Genomic DNA, 24,888 nt, shown 5'->3' with positions numbered 1-24,888 from the left:
GCAAGTCAAAGCCTACACAAATAACCACCGAACCAAAACTATACCCTTCTGTACGCAAGCCGAACTAGTCAATGATCCGAATGCGCGAAATGGATATCAATATGGTATCTCTGGTGGGGCTTGCTGCCAACCTGATGACTGCAGTAGTCATCTGATCGCGTCCGTCTTTGGTGGTGCAGGCGAGGGAGTCAATCTGGTTCCGATGAACCGTACCCCAAACGGTTCGGGTGGCCGCTGGTATGAGCTGGAACGGCAATGGCGAAACGCGTTGGATGCTGGTCAGAATGTTCGCGTGGATATTCAACCGCGTTACACGACTAATCCACAACGGCCCACGGATTTCATTGTTCGTTATGAAATTGATGGCGTGCTAACCTCTCCACCTCCAATCAAAAATACGCCAACTGGAGACTGATATGGACGCATCTCAAATTCTAAAGCAAATTGGTTCAAAACTATGGTCCATATTCAGAGAAGATGCCGACTTGAGTCATTTCAATTTCAAGGGGTTCCCAGATAGTCGTGGGGGAGACATGAGTATCGTATTCTTCAAGAATAAAGAGTTACTCATAGAAAGCTTAAATAGTGATAATCCTTGGCCAGTTTGGGAAGAGATGCGAACACTGGCATATGAACTTCAGAAGATGCCAGAATTTAAGATAGAGCCTTTTACCAACATGAAGTTCGCATTGAGGGAGAACGGCAAAATGGATGTTCAATTTGCCTACATCCCAGAATGGGACAGCTGGCCAGGTCTTTACATGAAGGGTGTCAGCCAGATACCGGAAGCGGAGATTGGCAAGCACAATATCCCGCATGATATCTGGTTGGAGCGTGTGAAAATGGCGAAAGAGCGGCCGTACGCTTAGACCCTAGATTGTACCGGACTACATCGAGGCCTTGCCGGCAACTCAAAATCGCAGCTTGTCATTCTGGAGTAAACTATGTGGGCATTCCTAGTTAGAAGTAGGTATCGGGGATTTGACGAAGACGCCCGTATGGTTGTCGACAACAACCTTGTTGCTGCACCTCTTTTGCGGCGTATGTGGTGGTATCTCGAAGAGAACGACATGGACCTGTATTATCGGGTCTGCGATCCTATGGCTGATAAGCGTATCCAGCTTACTGATCTCACGGCGGAAGAATTCCGCAAGGTGCTGAAGCTGATCGAAACCGCATATGATGACTTCAAATCGGGTCGTGACCCTGATTTTGTTGGAAAACCCGAAGACAAACAACACTATGCGGCGCGGCTCGAAGCCTTCGACAAGTATCTGGAAATCTTACACGCAGATCCGCGGTATCTGGACACCTGAAGATGCGCGACCCAGTCCGTCTGCAGTAGCCGTCACACCTCAGAACGGCTAACCTAGGTTATGGCGCTCTTTCGACATCTCTTTTGTAGTTTCATTCTTCTGCTGGCTACCATTAGCGGCGTTTACGCTGCTCATGCGCCGATGCCAGCGCTGACCGACTTTGGCATATCGGGAGCCGAGCCAGGTAAAATCTTCACGGAACATAACGTGCGGCAACCACCAGACGTTTGATGTCCCTTAAACCCACAGTGCCTTTGTAAAATCTTGCATTGTGGTTGGCCTTCTTAATCGCCTCGAAAAGCGTTTCTGGATCTGCGGCCGCAACAGTTGCCGGGTCTGCGTTGCCCGCCGCAACAAGCGCACGGGCGAAGTTTGGACTGACCCACTGAATGCGGCACAGGTCAGAAATTGACAGAAGGTCCCGCGCGTCCTCTGGACTTATCCCGGTGTTGCGGGCCAGCTTCGCCGGCTCACCACATGCTGCTTCAAAAACGTGCCGCGTGTTCTTGATGCCCGCCTTGCTCAGACATGCGGTGACATCAGCCCCCAACCAATCCATTTCCCTTAGCGACCGTGGCTTTGGAATGAACCCGTTGATGGTACGTTTCAGCAGCCGCAGGTAACCGGCATCTACGCCAGACCTTTCCGAAAGGGACGTGAGGGATTTTTCGGCCTTCAAAGCGCAGCGCAGATTGGCCAATGTAGTCACGCCAGCTTTCTTGAGTGACGCCAGCTTGTCGGACAAGCCGTCAAGCAACGGTTCATGGCTCGGGATCAAATCCGTGCGTTGCAGGCGATCTTGCAAAGCGTCAAGATCGGTTCCGCGCTCATCAAGATAGTAGCGCGTCATCCCGGACCTCAATCTGGGGGTGGCGCGTATTTGGCAAAGATTTCCGCAGCCGTCATCGTTTCCGTCTGATTGGCCAATGCATAGAATGATGGCTTGCTGTCGATGAACACCTGAAGCGAAAGGTGTAAATCCGACTGATCATCCATCAGCCCGATTGATACCTGAAATTGTTCACTATCAATGATGTGATAGAACAGGTTCGTCCCACATTTATTGCAGAAGCCCCGTTCGGCCCATTCCGACGAGCGATACTTTGTGATGTTGTCTTCTCCCTCGAAGGTGACGTCTTCGCAAGTCACCTCAAAAAATGGCCCAGAGCACCAACGGCGGCACATGTCGCAATGGCATGTCCCGACCTCATCCCCATTCGCGGTGACGGCCATTGAAACCGCACCACACAGGCATTTTCCGGTCAGCGTCCGTTTCGATGTCATAGCGCAGCCTCCTTGATCGGGTTACAAACGGTATCGGTCGCACCGCTATCATCGCCAACCAAACCCGGTTTGATATTCATCAATTCACGCCACTGATCCGAAAAATCTGATTTTTCAGATCATTTTGCGTAGAAAAATGATGCGAATACGGCTATTATTCGCATCATGACCTATATCTGGCAATCAACCCACTGGCCCAACTTCACCCATGATCCGGCGGTGACTGCCCCGCATTTGGCCGCCGCCATGCGTGCTTTGGGCGAAGTTACAGGCCTACGCGCGGGGATGGCCGCTGCTGATCTGGAAGAGCTGAACCGCCGCCAAATCGTGCAAGAGGCGCTGTCGTCGTTTGAGATTGAAGGCGTCACACTGGATGCGGCCGAGATTGAGGCGTCGGTGATTGCGTCGCTCAAACATCGTGACAAAGCGGCGTTTGGCCGCCGGTCTGATGCGATCGTGGAACTGATGCTGGCCGCCCGCGATGCGCATGGACCACTGACCGCGCAAATGCTGTGCGACTGGCACCGGCTGCTGTTCCACGGGATCGAGATCGAGGATCTGGGCCGTTGGCGCAGCTTCGATATTGAGATTGTGCGCTCTGCTGCGGCTGGCCATGCAGATGTGCTTTATAAAGGGCCACCTGCCGGTCAGGTGCCGGGGCAGATGAAGGTGTTTCTTGCGTGGTTGGGGCAGGACAGTACGTTGCCCGTACCGGTCCGTGCCGCAATTGCGCATCTGTGGTTTGAATCGATCCACCCGTTTTCAGATGGCAATGGCCGCATCGGGCGCGCGCTGGTCGAACACGCCTTTGCCAGCGAACAGCCGCTGCCGTTTACATTGTCGCGCCAGATTGAACGGGACAAACGTGGATATTACGCCGCTTTGCAAGCAGGCCGGATTGAGGGCAGGGCGGGCATTGATGCCACCACCTTTGTGGTGTGGTTTCTGGACACGCTGACCGCTGCGGCTGACGAAGGTCGCGAAGAAGCGCTGTTCTTGGTGCGTCGCAACCGGTTCTTTGCGACCCGCGCGGATGTGCTGAACGCAAGGCAGCGCAAAGCGCTTGAGGCGATTTTTGCCCAAGGGCCTGACCGGGTGGCGCAGGGTCTTAGCGCGAAAACCTATCGCAAGATCACAGGCGCAGCCCCGGCGACCGCGACACGCGATCTGGCCGCGTTGGAAGGGGCAGGGGTCTTGCGGCGATCCGAAGCCGGGGGGCGGTCAACGCAGTATAAGGTGTTGTACTAGGATCAGGATATGGTGGAGCGCAAGGACCCTGGGGGTCACCATACCTGGCCGTAAAGTTGCACAATCTCATTTTCGGTTGGAATGCGTGGATTGTTTTGCGGCGATCCAGAAGCGAGCGCCTGTGCCGCCATCAACGTGAACATCTCTTGGGTTGCTTTATGGCCCAATTCACCGACGCGGGGCACTTTCAAATCTGCGTTCAGAGTCTTGAGCTGTTGTACAAGGCTGTCACATGCGAATGCATCGGTATCATTATCGTCAGCCCATCCCATGACGCGCGCGCAGGTCGCGTACCGCGCCTGTGAGGACCCGATTGAAAACTCTGTGACAGCTGGCAATAGCATTGCGTTCGACAGACCATGGGCCACATGAAAATGCGCACCAATCGGGCGGCTCATACCGTGCACCAAAGCAACAGAGGCATTGGAAAAGGCCATGCCTGCTTGCGATGCTGCAAGCATCAGAGCGGCGCGCGCGTCTGCATTGTCGGGCTGTTTGCAGGCGGTGCGGACGTGTCTGGCTATCGCAGACATGGCAGCTAGCGCGAATGCATCGGTATAAGCAAAGGCCTTCCGGCTAACATAGGCCTCAATCGCATGGGTCATACTATCGACAGCGGTGTCTGCGGTGATACGCAGCGGCTTGGTCGTTGTGAACGTCCAGTCGATCAATGCCGCAGTTGCTACGCAGGCAAGCCCTGACAGATTGTATTTCTCAGGCTGCGCGGTGTCCGTAATCACGCACCAGCGCGTCAGTTCCGATCCGGTGCCCCCGGTCGTCGGTATCAAGATCACCGGCGGCCCGCAGCGATCAATTTGGCGCGGCGCCTTGTAGTCTCGGACATGGCCGGGATTAACGCTCATGAAACTGATCGCTTTGGCCGCGTCCATCGGGCTGCCACCACCCAGCCCGATAATGCAGTCAAAATCGCCACTGCGCAGCACAGCAAGCCCGTCGTCCACACAGCGATCGGTAGGATCCTCGACGACCTGATCAAAGACCCGCCATGAAAGACCCGCACTGTCCAATACATCGGTGACAGTCGCGACGTGCCCCAGCGTCATCAGATTTTTGTCCGTCACGATCAATGGCCGTGACAGACCAAGCTGAGATAGGACCTCGGCAACTTCCAGTGCAATACCACCACCGATACGTATAATACGTGGTGATTGTACCCTTCCAATTGAATCGACGCTCATCCGCGTTCTCCCTGGCCCAGACTGTTGCGCCACATTGCTACAGCCCAGAAGGAACAAACTCAATTTCCAGTTCATGAGACTCTGTACGCAACAAGTCTTTCGTACCGTGTTCAAAAAGCGGACGTTCCGATCGGGGCGGTTGGCCCGCCTGCGTCAGCCTGCGGATGACCTGCTGGCCAAGCGCGTTGTATGCATATTCGGCCTGAATGACCCCGTTGATCGCAAAGGAGGACATGCGGTTGGCGGCGTCGTAGTTATAGCTATAGCCCGGCCCGTTGCGGTTGTCGAAGGTGACATTGCCCGCCGCGTCATAGGTCAGCTGGCGCAGACCGCCGGTGCTGAAGACAATCTCCTCCAGACGGTTTGACAAACCGGGACAAAGGCAAAGGTTATGAATCCCTCCAAATTGTGGAGTTCAACTTCCCAGATATGACGCGTCTTAGATGATCTTGCTCGGCATCTTCGAAGATTCCGAGTTGTGAGGATTTATTTGCGAGTTGCTCTAGCGCTAATTTTGATCGAGTTTCGTCGCTTAGAGTCAGCACCAATATGACATTGCGAATGATGGACTTCTTTAAGACGCTTTCTCGGCCCTTAAATGCTGAGTGGCTACAGAATTCTTCCTCTATAGCCTTAAGCGAGACTAGAGCAGCTTCAACGCCGTGGGATGAACAAAGCTGGACAGCTTCGTTCACTGCAGCTTGGTACTCTAGCGGCCAAATTTCTGGTTCCATAATTCATCTCCGATAACACGACTGCCCGCTTGGCGTTGTATCTGGCCATGCCCCTTGAGCAAAACACTCTAAGTTGCAGCGTCCACAACGTGACATTCCGGCCTCTTGATCAAAGACTCCACCAAGGTCGGACGCAACACATTCAACAAACTTGTCAGCACAATTTGGCGGTGGTGGAGGCGGTGGGCTACAGTCGCTGCATGCTTCTCCGCTTGGTGGAAGTATGTTGTCGGGATCACTTCCGTCAATGCCGCTACCCGGGGCTGGACAAGAACTTGGCCTGTCACACAAATGAGGGAAGAGATGACAAAGGTCGTCCCAAACACTCTCGCCTCTCGGATCAATATACCGCCCCGGATTCTGCAGCGCATAGCCATAGACACTGGCCCCATCGACCAACCCCAGCGGGTCGGCTTGGATGTATCGTCCCGTGGTCGGGTCATAATCCCGCATCCAGTTTTGGTGCAGCCCGGTCTCGGATTGGAACCATTGTCCGGGGAAGCGCAGTTCCGGATTGGGTCCGGTGGACGCCTGCACGCCGCCGAAGGGCAGGTAGCTGGCCTCCCAGACCTTGGTGCCGCCGCCGTCCGTCGCAAACACAGGCCGTCCAATGTGGTCGGTCCGCACATAGTAGAGTGTGCCGTTCTCATAGACACCAACGATTTGGCCGTTCGCCCAGATATATTCGCGGATCAGGCTGCTGGTGCCTGCACTCTCATCATAGAGATACTCCGCAATCCGGTTGCCCGCGCCGTCGTGGATGGAGTGGATCGTCTGCGTCCTTTAAAACTTTCGACGAAGCCATTTTGCATCGGCTTGCCCGGCGCGATGTAGTGCCAATCGACCTTGCGGTCCTCCTGCCACTTCAGGATACCCTTAACTTGACATAGAGAAGAATCGCGGTTCACGGTTCGTTCACAAGTACGGAATTTCGACTTGCAAAAATATTTGTGGCTGAGCCGCCGTTCTGCACTGGTCTCGGCTTTGGTCGTCAATTATGGTTGACTTTGTCGCAATGGAGAAATTCAACAGGAACCCGAACACTTCATTTCACACGACGCTTAAATTCGGCTGATCGGGTTTTACATTGGGCGCTTTTAGGGGATGTTATGACGGTTGTAATCGGGGCCAACGGGCGTTTGGGCCAGGGGCTCATACGAGCGCATGGAACTCAGAATCTGATCGCCTTAGGCAGAGCGGATTGCCATGATTGGGTGCAGGATGAAACATTAGATCGCGTCATCAATAAGCTGGGAACAGTGACCGAACCTGGTGACACAGTTTTCGTTGCATCGGGGCTTCTTGACCCGCGGCTGCCCGTAGATGCGCTGGATGAGGTGAATTTCACCCTTCCCCGAAATGTGATCCTTGCGGGCGAACAGTTGGGGTTGAGCGTTGTGACGTTCGGAACCGTGCTCGAAGGCATGATGAAGCAACCCAACGCCTATGTCCGATCGAAAGAACGGCTCTCTGACTACGTTGCAGAAGCTGTCTCGCGGAACGCGAACGTTCTTCATTGCCGTATGCACACGCTCTTTGGGTTGGACGACCCGCCACCATTTATGTTTCTGGGCCAACTTTTTGCAGCCGCGCGGTCCCGGGTGCCGCTAAAGATGACATCAGGACTGCAACTGCGAGAGTACCAACACGTTCTCGATACTGCGCTGGCGGTGCGTGCGATTAAGAAAAGCGGCTGCTTGGGCCACGTGACAATTAGCCATGGCAAACCTGTCAAGCTGCGGGACATTGCCACATCGATCGCTGAAGCGGTCGGATTTCCCGAATTGGGCAAATTTGGCGCACTGCCTGAACCGCCTGAAGAAAATTATGGCGTTGTTTTTCAACCCACTTTATTACCAGATGAAATCAAGTTTCGTGATACGATCCCCGCCGTTGCGAAATACGCGGCAGAGCGTATCTGACGGGACACTCACGAAGAACACAGGCGCTGGTGCAGCAAGCCGGTCGATCTAACGCAGTGCAGCGGGAACTTTAGGAAACAATGAAAGAAGATGCAAAGCCTCTCATTTCTGTTTCAATTCCCGTGTTTAACGAAGAAGAAAACCTTGACCAGCTCTATAAGCGGCTAACGGCGCTTGCAGATCGCATGTCTGACCGATGTGAGTTTGAGTTCGTGTTCTCTGACAATCACTCGAGCGATGGTACGTGGGGAAAACTCAGGCATCTCGCTGAAAATGATGCACGCGTTCGGGCGATTAAATTCTCAAAGAACTTTGGGTTTCAGAACTCAATCTTAGCCAACTACATGCACACACGCGGCGATGCAGTTTTGCAAATCGATGCAGACCTTCAAGATCCGCCCGAACTTTTGGAAGAGTTTTTTGCGCTTTGGCAGCAGGGTTACCAAGTCGTCTATGGTGTACGCAAGGGGCGTAAAGAAGGACCATTTATCACGCTTTTCCGTAAGGTTGGGTATTGGGCAATCGACAAGGTGAGCGAGCATCCAATCCCCAGAGATGTCGGTGATTTTCGTCTGATTGATCGCCGGGTTGTCGAGGCGATTTCTAGGAGTGGCCAACCAAACCCATATCTGCGTGGCATGATCGCAGGTCTTGGTTTTAACCAGACGGGCATTGCGTACGACCGAGACGCCAGACAGGCTGGCCAAAGTCAGTTCGGTACGTTGCGGCTTGTAAGTCTTGGACTGACAGCAGTTCTCAATCATTCGACGGTTCCGTTGAGGATCGCGACATACACCGGTCTTGTGATCATTTTGGCCACCGTTGCACTGACGGTTTTCTATTTGATCTCGAAGTTTCTTGATCCCAACTTGCCCCCCGGTTTCATCAGCATCCAGCTTCTGATTTTGTTTGGAATTGGCCTGAATGCATTCCTTTTGGGCATTATTGGTGAGTATATCTTAAGAATTTACCGTGCCATCCGCTCTGATCCGATAGCAATCATCGAGCAAAGCCTAAACATCGAGGATACGGATTTGAAACTCTGACTGCACTTAAACTGGAAGAAATCAGGCACCAACGGCGGTGGGGTTTTTGAACTCGGGTGTCAATGAGTTGTATGTTAGAAGCAAGCAAAACTGGACAAGTGATCAATCCCGCGCAAGCAAGACACGTCGCAGGAAAACGAAACGACAAGAAGGCAGGACAGATGCAAGTTGCGATACTTTGCGGGGGGCTAGGGACGCGGATCCGAGAAGAGACCGAACTGAAGCCAAAGCCCATGGTTGAGATCGGGCACAAGCCGATTTTGTGGCACATCATGCGAAGCTACAGCCATTTTGGTCACCATGATTTTGTGCTCTGCACAGGCTACAAGAGCGATGTTATAAAGCAGTTTTTCCTGAACTATCGAAATCATAGTCAGGATATAGAAATCGATCTAAAGGCAGCGACGGTGACCAACCTTGGAACCACTGAGGAACTGTTACCTTGGAAAATTCGCATCCAAAATGCAGGCGTCCAGACCCTGACAGGGTCACGTCTGAAACGGGCAACCAAGTACATTGATGACGACATATTCCTCGCGACCTATGGGGACGGTGTGAGCGATGTGGACATCAACGCCGTGATTGAACATCATCACACGAATGGCAAGCTTGCCACCGTTGTCGCAGTACGCCCTTCTTCGCGTTTTGGCGAACTCGCACTAGATGGGGATGTCGTGTCTTCGTTTAGTGAAAAGCCGCAAACAGGTTCTGGTTGGATCAACGGCGGCTTCTTTGTTTTCAGTAAGAGCATTTTTGAAGGCCTTTCCGATGCAGATGACATCACGCTTGAGGACGGTGTTTTGCAGCAACTTTCGGAAGCAGGTCAGCTCAGCGTCTATCGCCATGCCGGTTACTGGCAGTGTATGGATACCCAACGCGAAATGAACCTGCTTGAAGAATACTGGCAATCTGGCAGGGCGCCTTGGAAAACCTGGTGATGACTGACGATTGGTGGCAAAATAGGCGCGTTTTCGTAACCGGTCACACTGGATTCATGGGTGGTTGGCTTTGCAGCTATCTTTTGAGGAAAGGCGCTATCGTGTCAGGTTACGCGCTTTCACCTTTGACGAACCCGTCTTTTTTTGACGTGGTTTTGCTAGGTGACAGGCTGTCAAAGTCGACAATTGGTGATGTCCGTGATTTGGATCGTCTGTCGACGGCGATGACAGATGCTCGGCCAGAAATCATATTTCATTTGGCCGCCCAGCCACTGGTTTTGACGGCGCATGGTGATCCTGTCGAGACTTTTGAGACCAACGTCATGGGCACGGTCAATGTAATGCAGGCCGCCCGAAAGCTTGAAGACTTGAAGGCTATGTTATTGGTAACGACTGATAAGGTTTATCAAAACAAGAACTGGCATTGGCCCTACCGGGAAAACGACCCGTTAGGCGGCAAAGAGCCTTACAGCGCCAGCAAAGCGGCAAGCGAACACGTTATTACGGCTTACGCCAATAGTTATTTCCCCCATCTCGGGATAGCGGCGTTGCGTGTTGGTAATATCATCGGTGGCGGCGATTGGTCTGCCAACCGGCTATTACCAGACGCGGTGCGTTGTTTCGCGGCAGGCGAGCCGCTGACATTGCGTAACCCGCATTCCACGCGGCCATGGCAGCATGTGCTTGATCCATTGCCTGGGTATCTTGCTTTGGCGAAGGCGCTTGCTCAGAATGGGACCGCATTCTCTGGCGGCTGGAACTTCGCATCTGCTGGAGCAGATTGCCAACCTGTCGAAATCGTTGCGCGCCAGTTAGCTCAGATTTGGGGCCAAGGGGCTGATGTTCAAGTTGCGCAAACATTCGAAGTATTCGAAGAAAAACTGTTGGCACTTGATAGCTCTAAGGCGCATGCCGAGCTTGGATGGTCGCCCAACTGGCGATTGCCTGATGCGCTCTCGGCTTTGGCCGCGTGGTATAAATCACATGCCGAAGGTGCCGATATGTGGGCAATGACCCAAACCCAAATTGCGCAATTTGAAAGTGACGGTAGCCAACATGGCCAGTGAATGTAGGTTCTGCAAATCACCTCTTGAGTATGTCTTGGTCGATCTTGGGCTAAGCCCGGTTTCAAACCATTTCCGAGACCCCAGCCGTGTCGATCACGAAGGACAAACGTTCTTTCCACTCAAAGCACTGGTTTGCGAAAGCTGCTGGCTTGTCCAACTCAGCGATGTAGTGACACCACCACATTTTTACGAAGACTACGCCTATTTTTCATCCTTTTCGGCGTCATGGTTGGCGCATGCGGAACGCTATGCGCAAGAGATGCAAGAAAGGCTTGGCCTTGGGTCGGATTCTTTTGTGCTCGAAATCGCCAGCAATGATGGCTATCTGCTGCAACATTTTAAGAACGCAGGCATCAAAGTTATTGGCGTGGAGCCGTCAGACAACGTCGCCGCGTATGCAAAAGAGCATCACGGCATCGAAAGTATCGTCGAGTTTTTTGGCAAGTCGTTGGGAGACGCACTGCGGAAAAAAGGGATCTCTGCAGATCTGATTGCCTGCAACAATGTGCTGGCCCATGTCCCTGATATTGGTGATTTTGTTTCAGGTATCGGACCGGTGTTGGCCCCTGATGGCACCCTGACAATTGAATTCCCTCATCTGTTGCAAATGCTGACGCAAGGACAATTCGATACCGTCTATCACGAACATTATTTCTATCTTTCCCTACTCAGCGTGGAACGCATTCTTGGAGCACATGGCTTAACGGTTTATGGGCTTGAGCAACTAAATACGCATGGTGGATCGCTACGGGTCTTTGCCAAACACAGCGCAAGTGAGATCAATGACCATGCTTTGGCTGAGACACTCGCGAAGGTGCGTCGTGACGAAGCGAATTTTGGCTTGAACAGCCTTGCTGGGTACAGCGGGTTCGCCGAACGACCAGCCCAATGCAAGGCAGACCTTCTGTCGTTCCTGATCGACGTGTGGCGACAGGGAAAAACTGTCTGTGGCTATGGGGCGCCCGCAAAAGGCAATACGATATTGAACTATAGCGGTATTGGGCCAGAGCTGCTCCCCTTTACCACGGACTTAAGCCCGCAGAAACAAGGTAAGTTCTTGCCAGGGGTCAACATTCCGGTATTTCACCCCGACCATATCAAGGCCACGCGTCCAGATTATGTGCTGATTTTGCCGTGGAACCTGCGGGAAGAGATCGTTCAGCAGCTGAGTGATATTCGCGACTGGGGCGGCCAATTTGTTGTTGCGATCCCAAAGCTTGAGACTTTTTGATGGAATTCGCTAAGACATCGATACCGGGTGTTATGCAGATCAGGCAAACACCCCACCGCGATGAACGCGGACATTTTGTGCGGACATACTGTCATAAGAGTTTTGCTGAGGCTGGGCTAGAGCAACCAACGGCGCAAATGGCGTTGTCCCATAATTCCAAGAAAGGGACACTCCGCGGTCTGCATTTCATTCCGGTCGCCGAGGGTGAATGCAAGCTTGTGCGCTGCGTGCGCGGTGCAATATTTGACGTTGCCGTCGATTTACGCCCAACCTCGCCCACTTTTCACCAATGGACGAGTGTTGAGTTGAGCGCAGAGAACATGGACGCATTCTACATCCCGAGTGGCGTTGCGCATGGCTTTGTGACCTTAACGGATGATGCCGATATCCTGTATCAGTTCAGCGAACCCCATCGGGCGGGTCTTGAAAAAGGTGTGGCGTGGAATGATCCTGATATTGCCGTAGCTTGGCCCATTTCACCAACCGTGATGTCAAGCCGCGACGAAGCGCTGCCCTTACTTTCGCAGATCGCGTCACTGACATGACAAACCCAAGAATTTTGATCACAGGCGCGCGTGGATTTGTAGGATCAAGGATCAAAGCGTGCTTGCTCGACGGGTATGATGTGCACGCCGTCGCACGCACTCAAGCCGTTGTTGAGGGCGCAACTTGGCATCACGCGGATCTTCTTGATCCCGCCGATTGCCTCGCGCTTATCCGCGATGTCCGACCCACTCATTTGATCCACAGTGCTTGGGAAACGACCCCCGGCGTGTTTTGGGAAGCGGACAGTAACCTTGCTTGGTTAGACGCTGGCAAGGCGCTTTTTACAGCTTTCCATGCCAATGGTGGTCAACGCATCATCGGGTGTGGAACTTGTGCGGAATACGCTGGTTCGTCTAAACCGTTGCGCGAAGAAGATGACGGTCAGATACCGTCATCGCAATATGGGCGGGCAAAACGTGACCTCTTGAACGCCCTGCGTGAGATGCCGGTGTCCTTTGCTTGGGCACGTATCTTTTATCCTTATGGATCGGACGAACACCCGGCACGTTTCGTGCCTTCGGTTTGTCGGTCATTACTGCAAAATGACGTGGCGAAATGTTCATCAGGAACACAAACGCGCAATTTCATGGATGTAAGGGATGTCGGTGCTGCTATCGCGGCACTTGTGCATAGCAACCTTCAAGGCCCCATTAACGTGGGTCACACTGTTTCGGACAAGCTTGGCGATGTGGCGAAGATGCTTGGACAAATCGCAGGCCGCCCTGATCTGATTGAGCTCGGGGCATTGCCGGATCGAGAGGGCGAGCCAGCTATACTGATCCCAGATTTACGTCGGCAGACCGATGAATTGAAGTTCGATCCAAAAATCAGCATATATGACGGCATGAGCGATGTTTATCGTTGGTGGGCGAAACAAATGGCCGAAAGCCATCTGAAAGATCTGCCTTTGTCGCGCGCAACTTAAATTGAGGGCCAGACATGGTAGACGACGTTTTTCAAACCGAACGAAATGACAATATAGCGGCAATTGGCGATGACAAAGAATTTGCAAACAAGACAAGTGCTTGGCTGCATCACGCTCAAGAACGCAAGTATTCCTATCAGTTTGATTGGATGGGCCTACCCATCATTCAGTATCCACAGGACGTCGTGGCAATGCAGGAACTGGTCTGGAGTATCAAGCCAGACCTGATTGTCGAAACGGGGATCGCAAGAGGCGGATCCGCAATCTTCTACACATCATTGCTTGAACTGAATGCCATGTGTGGCGGACCAGCCGATGCCGAAGTAGTCGCAATCGACATTGACATACGTGACCACAACCGGCAGGCAATCGAAACGCACCCAATGTCAAAGCGGTTGCACATGATTGAAGGTTCAAGCATCGACAAGACCATCGTTGAACAGGTCAAATCGCGTGCAGCCGGGCGCAAATCAATCCTTGTTTGTCTTGATTCAAACCACACCCACGACCACGTCCTAGAAGAACTGCGGGCCTATGCGCCGTTGGTTACCAAAGACAGCTATATGGTTGTCTTTGATACGCTCATCGAAGAGCTGCCCCACGATGCAATAGGAGAACGCCCATGGGGTCCCGGTGACAATCCGTTGACGGCTATTCATAAATTTCTGCAAGACGATGACAGATTCGAGATCGATGAGGATCGGCATACAAAGTTGCAGATCACAGTCGCAAAAGAAGGTTTTCTAAAGTGTATTGGCTAGGATAGTGGCGCAGTTCTCTGTCCTTATTCCGGTCTACAATGGGGCCACTTTTTTAGCTGAGGCGTTGCAATCTGTGGCCGATCAAACGCTGGAAGATATCCAAGTCGTCGTCAGTAACAACGCGTCATCGGATGGGACGGCTGAGATACTTGATCAATGGAAAGATCGACTGAATCTGCGCGTGATAACGCAAGAAAAGACACTGCCAATGCAAGATCATTTCAACGCGATCTTGGATTTTGTCGAGACAGAGTTTTACGTCTTACTGTGTCATGACGACTATTTGGCGGACCCCGATGCCCTGCTGCTTGCGCGCGATGCACTGGTGGCGGCACCAACAATTGCAGCGGTTTACTGTGATCTGCTTTATGTAAATCCGCAGCGTCGACAGCTTGCAAAGCGTACCTTTCGACGTGGCCACTTTTTTTCAGCCGATATGGCCGGAGCAAAGACTATAAGCACAGCGCGCAACCAATTTGGAATTCCCCTTGGGGTGCGACATGCAAGTTTGGGCGCATTGCGATACGACTCGCGTTTTTATTATGCGATGGATGTTGATTTGAGTTGGGCGTTATCGCGTCACCAAGATGCGCTGCACATCCCGAAACCGCTTATCGCGAACCGTTACGGAGACACAAACATGACGTGGTCTTTGTTGTCAAAGGCGCGGAATGAATTCTTGGAGCTTGCGAAGAAATACGACATCACCGTCGGGCCCGTGGGATACGTGCGTTTGAGTGCTGTAAATTTTGTTGTTAGCCAACAAAAGAGGATCTTTGGCCTATACCAAAGACTGATCACAAGGTGCAGATAACTCCTCGACATTTTGCAACGATGTTACAGAACACATTCGTGCGGTTTGGTGTCGTTGGTGCGTTTAACACAATGGTTGGTTTTGGGGTTTACGCCTTCGGGATTTACCTCGGGCTGACGTACTATGTTGCCAGTTTTGTCGCGTTGGTTTTTGGTATATGCGTCAGTTTCTTCACGCAAGGCAGGCTGGTTTTTCAATCTCAACTCAGGGGCCGTTTTCCGGCGTTTCTCTTTATGTGGTGTTTGCTCTATCTGTTGAATATCGCGGTCATCAGATTGCTCGTAACATTTGATATGAGCTATTATTCCGCTGGGCTTATTGCGACCCTTCCGGTGGTGCTGGTTTCATTTATTTTGCAAAAGTTCATCGTCTTCAAAGGGTCGTAACAGTGCCATCTCAGACTGCACAGAACTTTTTGCCCAAAGTGCAAACAGCTCTCATTTTGATGTTGCTTGCCGTCGCAATAATGCGGCTTGTAATGGTATTCGTGCATGAGGCCAATTGGGACGAATATCTCAATCTTTCGATGATCTATGATCATCAACGTGGTGAGCTGCGCGAAATTCTTCAAACGGGGTTTGTCCATATTTTTGGCTGGGTCACGTGGGTGTCTGGCAACGAAGCTGACCAAATCATCGCAGCGCGCCTGGTGTATTTTGGCGTTGGTATTCTTACCTCCGCGGCGATCTGGAAGACAGCGCGTGCTCTTGTCTCGACGGAAGGCGCTTTCTTTGTAATCCTGTGTTACTGGGGGTTTAGCTACAATTTTGTCCACGGTGTGTCGCTTAGGACGGATCCGCTGGCAGCAAGTGCCATGATGTGCGCCTTGTGTCTGGTGATATCCGGTAATCCTTCGACCCGTCGTGCGTTGGCGGCTGGTGTGTTGGTCGGACTGGCGGGCTTCTTTACGATCAAAGCGATTTTCTATGTGCCAGCACTTGCTGCAATCACTTTGATCCGCTGGGCAAAGGTTGGATCTATGGTGAAGGGCGCAGGGACAACCCTCCTGATCGGGATCGTTGCCTTGCTTTCCTTTGTCGGGTTGAGTTTCGGACATGCCATGACATTTCATAACGTCGCTTCGCCGTTTGAATTCCTTGGCCGTACAGCAGACAGCACTTTGGCCCCACAAAACTATATGATCCTCATTCAGTATCTTCGTGACGCATTTATGCAGAATCTTGTTTTCGTTGCTCTTTGGTTATTTGGATTTTTTGGTCTCGTCATACGTCTGCGGGATCCGGTCAGCCGGACGGAAGGTTTGCTTGGGCTTGCATTGGTCACGCCGCTTCTTTCCGCTTTTGTCTATCGAGATACTTACCCATATTATTATCCGTTCATCCTCGCACCGGTTATGGTTATTGTCGGCTTCGCCTGGGACGATCTAAGACGTCGTTACAGCGCTAAGATCGCCGTGACGGTTGCCGCTGTGGCCTGTCTTTGTACTTTGGTCGTGACAATTGAATATGTGCAGAAACCCATTGACCGACAACGTACGACCCTTGATGTTATCCATCGTATATTCCCTGATGAGCCGTCATATATAGACGGGCGTTCAATGGTTTCATCCTTTTCGAAACGCGGACCTTTCATGAGCACTTGGGGGATGACGGATTATAGACGTGACGGTCGTCCTATCATGGCCGAGCTTATAGAACGACATCAGCCTCAGTTCTTACTGGCAAACACGTGGCACCTTCAACTGGATCGAATGTCGCCTGCTCAGTCTGAATCCCGTGCGTTAGGCCTGTTATCTGCTGACATGGCACTACTGCAAGATAACTATACCCGCTTTTGGGGACCTCTTTATTTACCGGGGAAAACGATCGAAGTAGAAGATGACAGTATTAATATATTGATTTCAGGAACTTATAGGTTAATTGCTGAGGCGCCAGTTGTCATCGACGGAAATTCCTTAAGGCCCAACGGTGTAATTCAACTGGATGCAACGGAGTATAGCGTGGCTGCCACCACCAGTTCACAACTGATTTTTGACGTTGAACGACCAAGTGAACCTTCCTCGGAAGATGGATTGTTCAGTAGCTTTTAAAGTCCGCTCTTTGGTTTGAATCCTTGTCTCCCAGACTGGATCGCCTTAGAATTCTGATCCAATGGGTTGATAGTGCGATCCGTTTTTCAAAATGGAGGACTGCATTTTTGGGGCAAATTCGTCATGGGAACGCCACGACCATGCACGCCCTTCAGCAATGCTGCTGCACCTGTGTAGCTATTGACCTGACCTGCGGTGATAATGAAACGGATCGGGCGACTTTTGGTGTCGGTAGCAGCCCTTTGTAACTGGCCTCGCAAACAAAAGCGGACATCAGCTTGAGATGATCGTAAATGTGCTTCTGCCATTAACGAGTTCCGATAAGGTAAGTTATGTTAAAATACTTGTAAGCCTGGGTCCATTTCATGACCAATGGCAATCGTCAGTCCTGACTCTAGGTACTTTGCGCCCCAAGTAAGCATTTTACCGGAGCAACAAGCATGCAAGCTCCAACGCCTGGCATCGTTCCTCCTGCCAGATCTCCACCTCAGAAAGAGAGGTTCTGCGATCCAAAGCGCCTGACAACCTGTGCCATTATGGTGATTGCACCCAATGCATTATTGGTAAAACAGATAAGGCCATTCAGATACATCAAGAAACCAAGGACAAAAGTCTGGGTGCTGATGTTTCCCATCTCAACGGCTACGAATTGAGGCAGAAACGACGTCAGCAGAACGATCACCTTAGGGTCAGGACCCATTAAATTCGCGCCGTCAGTTTGTCAGGGCCAATAGAGCTGTCGGGCCCGGTGTTGCAACCGTGATCAACACCACCAAACAGAATGCAAAAAAGCGAATAATCCATCAGTCATTTACCTCATTCAAAAGCATGAGCGCGAGGCCGGTCAAGACAACTGCAACTGCGCTGGCGACCGTGCGGGCGGTGTTCCAGACCTGCCATGTGCCAGAGTACTCGGTCCAGATTTGCTGTGCGGCCGCGACGTCTTGAGGGATAACAACCAAGGCCAAGGCTTCGTTCATCGGGACATTCACGACCATCGTCAGCACAAGACCACCCAGCAGATAGACAAGGCCGGCACCAAGGAATGCCGCCGCAGACCTGCTGCGATCTTGGGCCCGCGCAACCAGTGCCGTGAGGATCAAAACGACGGGCGTTCCAAAAAATGCAGGTGCGAAGGCGGCGTTGCGCACAGAGGCATTCATGGCCTGCATCGCTGCAATTGCGACCGCAGGGTCGGCAGCATCCAATCCCCACATGGTCGAGCATACCCATGCATAGAAGAACCCAAATATCGCGCCAACCAGCAAAAGCGAAAGCAAGGCCAGCAAGATCATTCCAGTGGGTAGCGGTGCATGTTGAGCGCGGGGCATCATAGAATCTCCTAAATACGTAATTGTAATTACGGTTGCGGGTATCCGTAATACCAGTTACGGTAACTGTCAACACTGAAGGAAACGACGATGCGTCCCGAAACCAAATCCCACCGTCAGGAAGAGATCGAAGCCGCCGCCTATCAGTTGCTGGAAAAAAACGGCTTTGCAGGTACGTCGATGCAAGGCATCGCGCGTTTGGCCAAGGCCTCGAATGAGACACTCTACAATTGGTACGGTGACAAACTGGGGCTGTTCAATGCTCTGGTTGTACGCAACGCTACTCAGGTCAAAACATTGTTGGAACAAGAACTGTCAGCAAAGCGTGATGCCCTTGAGATCCTTGAACTTTTGGGCCCCAAACTGTTGACGCTTCTTCTGGGACCGCGTGCAATCGCGTTGAACCGCGCCGCCGCCGCAGACCCAAGCGGGGCATTAGGGCAGGCGTTGTCACAGTCGGGACGCGAAACCGTTCTGCCTCTCGTGCGACAGGTGCTGGAGCGTGCAAAACGTTCGGGCCAGCTTGACTATGACCACAGCGATCAGGCGGTTGCTCTTTACCTCGACCTGCTTGTTGGCGACCTTCAGATACGTCGTGTGATCGGAACGATCCCACCCCCTACGGCCCAATTCTGCGACGTGCGGTCTGCGCGGGCAGTTTCATTGCTCAAACAGTGGACTGCGCCGTAGACGAACAAGGCATCATAATGGCACAGCCCATACCGCCTGCAGACTGCACATCAATTTGGTGGCAAATCAGCCCAGCATTGATCCATTGATTGCAACCTTGGCCCCAACATCCGGTATGGTGTTCAACGCCTCGTTACGCTGCGCATCATCGGTATAGTAGAACGTTTCCTGACCCTTGGTAGCCTCCACTTGATCCAAGAATTCGCTGCTCCTTCGTGTCTGTCTGCGATAGACCAAAGATAGCAGACACCCGCGCATCCCCAATAGCCTGCGGTCATTTTGCCCAAATGCGCAGTTGCGGTTTGCTGGGTTATGCCCGCCTGCGCAGCATCACGCAATTGACATCGCTCAATCGGGCAAGTGGGGGCTGTGGCAGACTTGACCTTGATAATCACAACGAAGGAGGCGCGTTATGGGATTGGTTACGGATCAAACCGCACTTGTCACCGGTGGTGCTGCGGGTATCGGGCGGGCCACGGCCCTGACATTTGCCGCAGAGGGGGCCAGGGTTGTTGTCTCCGACGTTAATGACAAAGGTGGCGCGGAAACCGTTGCAATGATCGAAAAGGCAGGTGGTACGGCCATCTATGTCGCCGCTGATGTGTCGAAACCCGATGCTGTCGGCACCCTGATTGCCAAGGCAATCGCGGCTTATGGCAAGATAGATTGCGCCGTGAACAACGCCGGTATCGAGGGCAAGATCGCCCCTTTCACCGACCAGCCAGAGGATAATTTTGACGCAATCATCAGGATCAATCTGAAAGGCACCTACTTGTGCCTACAGGCTGAAATCGCTGAAATGCTTAAATCTGGTGGTGGCACAATCGTGAACCTGTCTTCTATTGCCGGTCTGATCGGGTTTGCGGGCTTGTCGCCTTATGTTGCCTCCAAACATGGGGTGATCGGGCTGACCAAGAATGCGGCCCTTGAGTATGCCAAAGCCGGCATTCGCGTAAATGCGGTTTGCCCCGGAGGGATTGATACGCGGATGTTGGATTCTTTGGCCGATCAGGCAACCGCTGGCGCACAGTCTTCGGCTGAAATGATGGACCCGTTGCATCCCATGGGCCGCATCGGCACCCCGCAAGAAGTGGCCGACCTGATCGTCTGGCTTTGTTCGCCGCGCGCGTCTTTCATCACCGGTACGGCGATCCCGATTGATGGCGGTTATGTCGCCCAATAGCGGCGTCACAAGAGGTCAAACATGATTGCGTTGCGCCTGACCGACATTCAGAAATCATATGGTGACAACCATGTCCTGATTGATGTGAACCTGACCATCGAGGATGGTGAGTTCATTGTCATCGTCGGCCCCTCTGGCTGTGGCAAAACCACCTTGCTGCGGGTCATTGCCGGGCTTGAGATGCCAGACGCAGGCGACATTGCGCTGTTTGAAGAGGTCGTCAACGACATGTCCCCGGCCCAACGCGGCATCGCGATGGTGTTTCAGTCTTATGCGCTTTACCCGCATTTGACCGTCTATAAGAACCTTGAATTTGCGTTGGATCTGGCCGGTCTGACCCGCGACGAGATCAACCAACGGATCACTGATGTGGCGGGTATCTTGTCACTGACCGATTACCTTGATCGCAAACCATCCGAGCTGTCGGGTGGCCAACGCCAGCGGGTCGCCTTGGGGCGTGCTTTGGTGCGCAAGCCGCGGATGTTCTTGTTTGATGAACCCCTCTCGAACCTTGATGCTGGCCTGCGGATGAATACACGGATCGAGATTGCAGACCTGCACCGCACCCTCAGAACCCCGATCATCTATGTCACCCACGACCAGACCGAAGCGATGACGCTGGCAGACCGCATTGTGGTGATGCGTGAGGGCCGGATTGAACAGGTTGGCGCGCCGCTGGACCTTTATAACACCCCGAACAATCGCTTTGTGGCGGGGTTCATCGGATCGCCTGCGATGAATTTCATTGACGGTGATCTACTACCCGGATCAGGTGCAGCTTCGATCGGGGTGCGGCCAGAGCATCTGCACCTTGCTGACAATGGCCGTTTGCCGGGTAAGGTACTGCATCACGAAAGGTTAGGGACCGACACCCATGTAATTGTGGATATCGGGGCAGACAGCAACCTGACCGTGCGGTTGGTTGGGCAATGGGAGTTTGAAAGGGGCGCGCCGATCAAGCTTGATTTTGATGACGAAATGGCTGTGCTTTTTGACGCGCAAGGGGACCGGATTCAAGTTCACCTCACATAGTAATATGCCGCCAAGCTTGCCAGAAACGTGCCAATCACAAGCACGGAATCAAGCCCCAGCACCCCGATGCGCGGTTTGCGCCGCACGATCAGCCCGACCAGATAGATCGCAGTCACCGCGATCCCAAAGGCCAGCGCAAGGCTGACAGTTGGCGAGGTGCCTTGCAGGATTGGCCCGCCATAAAACAGAATATCGGCCGGAAACACCAAGACCAGCATGATCAGGTTACTGCCAAAGATATTCGAGATTGCCATCGTATAAGCGCCGATGCGGGCGGCGGTGATGCTGGTGGTCAGTTCCGGCAAAGACGTCGCACCCGCCAGCAGCGTCACCCCGATAAAGCTTGTGCCAAGCCCTGATTGTACGGCGATCCGTTCGGCCAGAACCACCAGCAAAAGACCGAATACCAAAATGGCCAAGCAGGCCGCGACAGCTTGAAGGATCAAGGACTGATTGGGTCCATCGTCCTTGACCGCCAAAAACGGCTTTGCCTCTGGATCAGGCAGATCGACAGGCACCCAGTCGCTTGATCCATCATAGCGCCGCAGCAGCCAGATCGTGCCCGCATAACACAGCGCGATAAATGCACTGCCGGGGCCGATTTGGAACAAGGCGACGGGTTCGCCGATAACCGTGATGATCAGGGTGATCGACAACAATAGCACCAGCAGCGTCGCCTCAAGCGCGTGATTGGCCTTGCGCGGGTAGTTGGTGATCGCCCCCCGCGCCCAAAAATCCGCCAGCCCAAGGATCGCGGTTTGTAAGGCAATCCCGCCAAACAAGTTATTCAGCACAAGGTCCTGTGCCTGACTGACGGCTGCGGAAAGGGTTGTGGCAACCTCGGGCAAGGATGTGGCAAGCGACAAGAACAGCAACCCCACAAGCGATTTGGCCAGCTTGTAGCGGTCCGCCAGCGCGTCGGCCAAATAGGCCAGCCGCGCGCCTGCAAACCAGACAACCCCAGCGCAAAGGGCAAACAGCAGCAGGCTGCTGGTCAGGGTTGTGGCGGGGATGCTCATAGGCCCGTCCTGCCGCATTCGCGGACCTCTGCCTTGATATTGCTCAATCTGCTGCCCGCGGGCTTTTGCTAGTCTTGGAACAAACGCGAGGCGATACGATGTTCTCAAACGCGATCAGGCTTTTTGATCTGGGTGGATTTGAAATCAAGCTGGACCCCAGTTGGTTCCTGATTGCCGGGCTGATCACCTGGACCCTCGCGACCCAGTATTTTCCTGTCACTTTGCCCGGACAAACCGGGGCGACCTATCTGGCGCTCGCCATTATCGCGATGCTTGGCTTTTTCGGTTCGCTTTTGCTGCATGAACTGGCCCATTCGGTCGTCGCCCGCCGGTTTGGGGTGCGGATCAAGGCGATCACGCTGTTTTTGTTCGGCGGTGTCGCAGAGCTGGAAAATGAACCGCCCTCGGCCAATGCCGAGTTTTGGATTGCCGCCGCTGGCCCGGCGATGAGCATCGCCTTGGGCTTGGTGTTCTGGGTCATCAGCGGTCTGACGCAAGCAACGGGCGTGTCCGCCGCCTTGACAATGGTCCTTGTTTATCTGGCCACGATCAATGTGATCCTTGCGATCTTTAATATGGTGCCTGCTTTTCCGATGGATGGAGGGCGGGTATTGCGCGCCTATCTTTGGCACCGCAACGGTGACGTGTTGAAGGCCACCAAAACAGCAGCGCAATCAGGGACCGTCTTTGGCTACGCTTTGATGGCGCTTGGGGGGCTGGCGGTGCTTCAGGGTGGGCTGCCTGCCGGGCTTTGGTATATTCTGATTGGCCTTTTCGTATTGGCCGCGGCCCGATCAGCGTATCAAAATCAGCTGATGCAAAGCACGTTTAAAGGCAAGACAGCTGCGGCGGTGATGATCCCCAACCCGGTTGTCGTCTCGCCGGAAGTTACTCTTTCTGAATTCGTCAATCAGGTCATGCTGAAGCATCGCATCAGCTTTGCCCCGGTGGTCGCAGAGGGCGTTTTGATCGGCCAGATCGACAAAGATGTGTTGTCCGTCATTGACCGCGATAACTGGACCAGCACACGCGTCGGCGATGTTTTTGCCGGGCTTGATGTGGCCGAAACGATCCCGCCTGACATGCCGGTGGACGCATTGATGACCCTGATCGCACAAACCGGCACCCGCAAGTTTCTGGTGGTCGACGACCACAAGCTGCAAGGGGTGGTCACGCTGGCAAATTTGATCGGACATTTGCATTCTGCTGACAAAGCCACCGCGCGGGTCTGGTAGGCTCAGGCCTGTTTTTGCGTGCGTCTGATCGCGATAAGTGTGGCGACCGGGCCCAGCAGTTCAAACACGACCGTTGTGCCAATTGTCAGCGCGATGATTTGCGGCCCCCAGTCAGGAAAGCGTTGTGCGGCGATCAGGGACATCCCTATTGCCACCCCAGCCTGCGGCAAGAGTGCCGCCCCGTACCACCGCCCTTCACGGGCGGGCACACCTGCGATCTGTGCACCAACCCAACCGCTGATGATGCGCGCAACGGTGCGCAAAATCACAAAGGCCAGCCCGATAACGCCCAGTGTTGTAGCCACTGCGATATCAAGCGCGCCGCCTGCAAGAATGAAAAACAACACCACAAAGGGCCATTGGATATGTTCGATTTCGTGGAATGCCTTGGTGTGATGCGTGGCAAGATTGACGATCACGGCCCCCACCACGATGCCGGTGATCAGGAAGGACACTTCCAACCACAGCGATAAACCGGCGGACAGAAAAACAAGGCTCAGCGCTTCGATCTGAAGCGGTTCGCCATCGCGCAACCGCCCCGTCAGCATCGCCGCAGGCCCGCCAATCACCAGACCCAGCGTGATCGCCCCGCCGATTTCCCATGCCGCATGCGATAGCCCCACCAGATCCTGATGCCCTTGCAGCTGCGCCACGATCACCAGCACCAGACTGAAGCCAACCAGCCCCCAGACATCATCAATCGCGACAATCCCGCGCAATGTTTGCGTAAAGCCGTTATTCACGCCTGATTGCGTGATCACGTCGCTGGTTGCTGCCGGTGCCGTTGCTGTTGCGATTGCCGCCATCAACAGCGCCAGCCCAAAAGGCAGGCCCATCGCGGTCAAACCAACGCTAACAATGGCCAGTGTGCCCAACACAATCGCCACAGAGATCGCCATGATCGCCCGCCCATGCTGGCGTAGCGTGTCGCGGTGCAATCCCCCGCCCAACAAAAACGCGACCATCGTCAGCGCGATCACGGTCAGCAAATCGTACCACGCCTGAAGATCAGCGGGGATCAGGGCAAACCCGGCCTCGCCGACTGCCAGCCCAAAGATCAACAGCAGGGTCACCCGAGGAAGCCCTGTTTTGCGTGACACAGTATCGGCGATCAGCCCCCCAAGAAATAACGCGCCAAGGGCGATCAGGGATGCGGCATGCACTGCCGTTAGCCCAGGGTTGGTATGGCGCAATCTGCCGCATCAAGGGTCAGCACCGGGTCATTTGGCCCACATTCTTCGCCGGACACAGGATAGCGGTCTTCGGCGCAACTGACGATGAAGATCAGGGCAAACAAGGGAAGAAATTTCATAGCGG

General features: G+C 53.4%; 29 protein-coding genes and 1 pseudogene. 19 read left to right on the top strand and 11 right to left on the bottom strand.

Annotation, left to right across the window (positions count from 1 at the left end; genetic code table 11):
* Nucleotides 1-40 precede the first annotated feature (40 nt).
* From MWU60_RS17820 to MWU60_RS17810, 3 genes are all read left to right on the top strand, one after another.
* Nucleotides 41-415, top strand: a complete 375-nt coding sequence (locus tag MWU60_RS17820) for a DNA/RNA non-specific endonuclease (protein WP_348644708.1) — start codon at nucleotides 41-43, stop codon at nucleotides 413-415.
* A 1-nt stretch (nucleotide 416) separates the two neighbouring features.
* Nucleotides 417-869: a hypothetical protein gene (locus MWU60_RS17815; RefSeq protein WP_247228747.1), complete on the top strand. Its 453-nt coding sequence runs from the start codon at nucleotides 417-419 to the stop codon at nucleotides 867-869.
* Between the two features lie 129 nt (nucleotides 870-998).
* Complete coding sequence (locus tag MWU60_RS17810) at nucleotides 999-1,316, top strand: hypothetical protein (RefSeq protein WP_247228746.1); 318 nt, start codon at nucleotides 999-1,001, stop codon at nucleotides 1,314-1,316.
* 193 nt (nucleotides 1,317-1,509) lie between these two features.
* Here MWU60_RS17810 and MWU60_RS17805 read toward each other — a convergent pair whose 3' ends face one another.
* The gene (locus MWU60_RS17805; protein WP_247228745.1) at nucleotides 1,510-2,166 is read right to left on the bottom strand and encodes a DUF4332 domain-containing protein; all 657 of its coding nucleotides are present in this window, start codon (nucleotides 2,164-2,166) and stop codon (nucleotides 1,510-1,512) included.
* An 8-nt stretch (nucleotides 2,167-2,174) separates the two neighbouring features.
* Entirely contained in the window at nucleotides 2,175-2,600 is a 426-nt protein-coding gene (locus tag MWU60_RS17800; protein WP_247228744.1) for a GFA family protein, read from the bottom strand.
* Between the two features lie 165 nt (nucleotides 2,601-2,765).
* Here MWU60_RS17800 and MWU60_RS17795 point away from each other — a divergent pair, with 165 nt between their 5' ends.
* Nucleotides 2,766-3,848, top strand: coding sequence for a Fic family protein (locus MWU60_RS17795; RefSeq protein ID WP_247228743.1), 1,083 nt, complete (start codon nucleotides 2,766-2,768; stop codon nucleotides 3,846-3,848).
* 35 nt (nucleotides 3,849-3,883) lie between these two features.
* On the opposite strand, the gene MWU60_RS17790 is transcribed toward MWU60_RS17795, so the two are convergent.
* The 3 genes and pseudogenes from MWU60_RS17790 to MWU60_RS19555 form a co-directional block, all read right to left on the bottom strand.
* Nucleotides 3,884-5,047 (bottom strand): iron-containing alcohol dehydrogenase, encoded by a 1,164-nt coding sequence (locus tag MWU60_RS17790; RefSeq protein ID WP_247228742.1) that lies wholly within the window; start codon nucleotides 5,045-5,047, stop codon nucleotides 3,884-3,886.
* A 37-nt stretch (nucleotides 5,048-5,084) separates the two neighbouring features.
* Nucleotides 5,085-5,417: a hypothetical protein gene (locus MWU60_RS17785; protein WP_247228741.1), complete on the bottom strand. Its 333-nt coding sequence runs from the start codon at nucleotides 5,415-5,417 to the stop codon at nucleotides 5,085-5,087.
* A gap of 1,056 nt (nucleotides 5,418-6,473) precedes the next feature.
* Nucleotides 6,474-6,653: pseudogene (locus MWU60_RS19555) on the bottom strand (integrase core domain-containing protein); the annotation flags it as partial.
* 78 nt (nucleotides 6,654-6,731) lie between these two features.
* Between MWU60_RS19555 and MWU60_RS17775 the strand changes: the two are divergent.
* From MWU60_RS17775 to MWU60_RS17725, 11 genes are all read left to right on the top strand, one after another.
* Complete coding sequence (locus MWU60_RS17775; protein WP_247228740.1) at nucleotides 6,732-7,703, top strand: hypothetical protein; 972 nt, start codon at nucleotides 6,732-6,734, stop codon at nucleotides 7,701-7,703.
* An 80-nt stretch (nucleotides 7,704-7,783) separates the two neighbouring features.
* Nucleotides 7,784-8,749, top strand: coding sequence for a glycosyltransferase family 2 protein (locus tag MWU60_RS17770; protein WP_247228739.1), 966 nt, complete (start codon nucleotides 7,784-7,786; stop codon nucleotides 8,747-8,749).
* A gap of 71 nt (nucleotides 8,750-8,820) precedes the next feature.
* Nucleotides 8,821-9,687, top strand: coding sequence for a glucose-1-phosphate cytidylyltransferase (gene rfbF / locus MWU60_RS17765; protein WP_247228738.1), 867 nt, complete (start codon nucleotides 8,821-8,823; stop codon nucleotides 9,685-9,687).
* Nucleotides 9,687-10,754 (top strand): CDP-glucose 4,6-dehydratase, encoded by a 1,068-nt coding sequence (gene rfbG / locus MWU60_RS17760; RefSeq protein ID WP_281493347.1) that lies wholly within the window; start codon nucleotides 9,687-9,689, stop codon nucleotides 10,752-10,754. Before rfbF ends, rfbG begins: the two co-directional genes overlap by 1 nt.
* A 229-nt stretch (nucleotides 10,755-10,983) precedes the next feature.
* The gene (locus MWU60_RS17755; protein WP_247228737.1) at nucleotides 10,984-11,985 is read left to right on the top strand and encodes a class I SAM-dependent methyltransferase; all 1,002 of its coding nucleotides are present in this window, start codon (nucleotides 10,984-10,986) and stop codon (nucleotides 11,983-11,985) included.
* Nucleotides 11,985-12,530 (top strand): dTDP-4-dehydrorhamnose 3,5-epimerase, encoded by a 546-nt coding sequence (rfbC, locus tag MWU60_RS17750; protein ID WP_281493346.1) that lies wholly within the window; start codon nucleotides 11,985-11,987, stop codon nucleotides 12,528-12,530. Before MWU60_RS17755 ends, rfbC begins: the two co-directional genes overlap by 1 nt.
* The gene (locus MWU60_RS17745) at nucleotides 12,527-13,456 is read left to right on the top strand and encodes an NAD(P)-dependent oxidoreductase (protein WP_247228735.1); all 930 of its coding nucleotides are present in this window, start codon (nucleotides 12,527-12,529) and stop codon (nucleotides 13,454-13,456) included. Before rfbC ends, MWU60_RS17745 begins: the two co-directional genes overlap by 4 nt.
* A gap of 14 nt (nucleotides 13,457-13,470) precedes the next feature.
* The gene (locus tag MWU60_RS17740) at nucleotides 13,471-14,217 is read left to right on the top strand and encodes a cephalosporin hydroxylase family protein (protein ID WP_247228734.1); all 747 of its coding nucleotides are present in this window, start codon (nucleotides 13,471-13,473) and stop codon (nucleotides 14,215-14,217) included.
* 4 nt (nucleotides 14,218-14,221) lie between these two features.
* On the top strand, nucleotides 14,222-15,031 hold the full coding sequence (locus MWU60_RS17735; RefSeq protein WP_247228733.1) for a glycosyltransferase family 2 protein: 810 nt from the start codon (nucleotides 14,222-14,224) through the stop codon (nucleotides 15,029-15,031).
* A 20-nt stretch (nucleotides 15,032-15,051) separates the two neighbouring features.
* Nucleotides 15,052-15,417, top strand: coding sequence for a GtrA family protein (locus MWU60_RS17730; RefSeq protein WP_247228732.1), 366 nt, complete (start codon nucleotides 15,052-15,054; stop codon nucleotides 15,415-15,417).
* Nucleotides 15,418-15,419: 2 nt separating this feature from the next.
* Nucleotides 15,420-17,081, top strand: a complete 1,662-nt coding sequence (locus tag MWU60_RS17725) for a hypothetical protein (RefSeq protein ID WP_247228731.1) — start codon at nucleotides 15,420-15,422, stop codon at nucleotides 17,079-17,081.
* Nucleotides 17,082-17,568: 487 nt separating this feature from the next.
* Here the strand turns inward: MWU60_RS17725 and MWU60_RS17720 are convergent, their stop codons facing one another.
* Nucleotides 17,569-17,781 (bottom strand): hypothetical protein, encoded by a 213-nt coding sequence (locus MWU60_RS17720; protein WP_247228730.1) that lies wholly within the window; start codon nucleotides 17,779-17,781, stop codon nucleotides 17,569-17,571.
* 103 nt (nucleotides 17,782-17,884) lie between these two features.
* Entirely contained in the window at nucleotides 17,885-18,412 is a 528-nt protein-coding gene (locus MWU60_RS17715) for an anthrone oxygenase family protein (protein WP_247228729.1), read from the bottom strand.
* Nucleotides 18,413-18,502: 90 nt separating this feature from the next.
* Here MWU60_RS17715 and MWU60_RS17710 point away from each other — a divergent pair, with 90 nt between their 5' ends.
* Nucleotides 18,503-19,102 carry a TetR/AcrR family transcriptional regulator gene (locus MWU60_RS17710; RefSeq protein ID WP_247228728.1) on the top strand — a complete coding sequence of 200 codons (600 nt, stop codon included), beginning with the start codon at nucleotides 18,503-18,505 and terminating at the stop codon, nucleotides 19,100-19,102.
* 66 nt (nucleotides 19,103-19,168) lie between these two features.
* Here MWU60_RS17710 and MWU60_RS19550 read toward each other — a convergent pair whose 3' ends face one another.
* Nucleotides 19,169-19,300, bottom strand: coding sequence for a hypothetical protein (locus MWU60_RS19550; RefSeq protein WP_281493344.1), 132 nt, complete (start codon nucleotides 19,298-19,300; stop codon nucleotides 19,169-19,171).
* 214 nt (nucleotides 19,301-19,514) lie between these two features.
* Between MWU60_RS19550 and MWU60_RS17705 the strand changes: the two genes are divergently transcribed.
* Complete coding sequence (locus MWU60_RS17705; RefSeq protein WP_247228727.1) at nucleotides 19,515-20,285, top strand: glucose 1-dehydrogenase; 771 nt, start codon at nucleotides 19,515-19,517, stop codon at nucleotides 20,283-20,285.
* A 21-nt stretch (nucleotides 20,286-20,306) separates the two neighbouring features.
* The gene (locus MWU60_RS17700; protein WP_247228726.1) at nucleotides 20,307-21,317 is read left to right on the top strand and encodes an ABC transporter ATP-binding protein; all 1,011 of its coding nucleotides are present in this window, start codon (nucleotides 20,307-20,309) and stop codon (nucleotides 21,315-21,317) included.
* Here the strand turns inward: MWU60_RS17700 and MWU60_RS17695 are convergent.
* Nucleotides 21,305-22,336 (bottom strand): hypothetical protein, encoded by a 1,032-nt coding sequence (locus MWU60_RS17695; RefSeq protein ID WP_247228725.1) that lies wholly within the window; start codon nucleotides 22,334-22,336, stop codon nucleotides 21,305-21,307. The two genes, MWU60_RS17700 and MWU60_RS17695, sit on opposite strands and share 13 nt — an antisense overlap.
* Nucleotides 22,337-22,410: 74 nt before the next feature.
* Here MWU60_RS17695 and MWU60_RS17690 point away from each other — a divergent pair, with 74 nt between their 5' ends.
* Entirely contained in the window at nucleotides 22,411-23,571 is a 1,161-nt protein-coding gene (locus MWU60_RS17690) for a site-2 protease family protein (protein WP_247228724.1), read from the top strand.
* A gap of 2 nt (nucleotides 23,572-23,573) precedes the next feature.
* Here the strand turns inward: MWU60_RS17690 and MWU60_RS17685 are convergent, their stop codons facing one another.
* Nucleotides 23,574-24,734: a cation:proton antiporter gene (locus MWU60_RS17685; protein ID WP_247228723.1), complete on the bottom strand. Its 1,161-nt coding sequence runs from the start codon at nucleotides 24,732-24,734 to the stop codon at nucleotides 23,574-23,576.
* 5 nt (nucleotides 24,735-24,739) lie between these two features.
* Nucleotides 24,740-24,883, bottom strand: coding sequence for a hypothetical protein (locus MWU60_RS17680; protein ID WP_247228722.1), 144 nt, complete (start codon nucleotides 24,881-24,883; stop codon nucleotides 24,740-24,742).
* Nucleotides 24,884-24,888: the final 5 nt, after the last annotated feature.

This window comes from Yoonia sp. F2084L (genome assembly GCF_023015625.1).
Lineage (GTDB): Bacteria > Pseudomonadota > Alphaproteobacteria > Rhodobacterales > Rhodobacteraceae > Yoonia.
The sequence above is the reverse complement of the archived record's forward strand: the minus strand, read 5'-3'. Positions and strand labels throughout refer to the sequence as shown.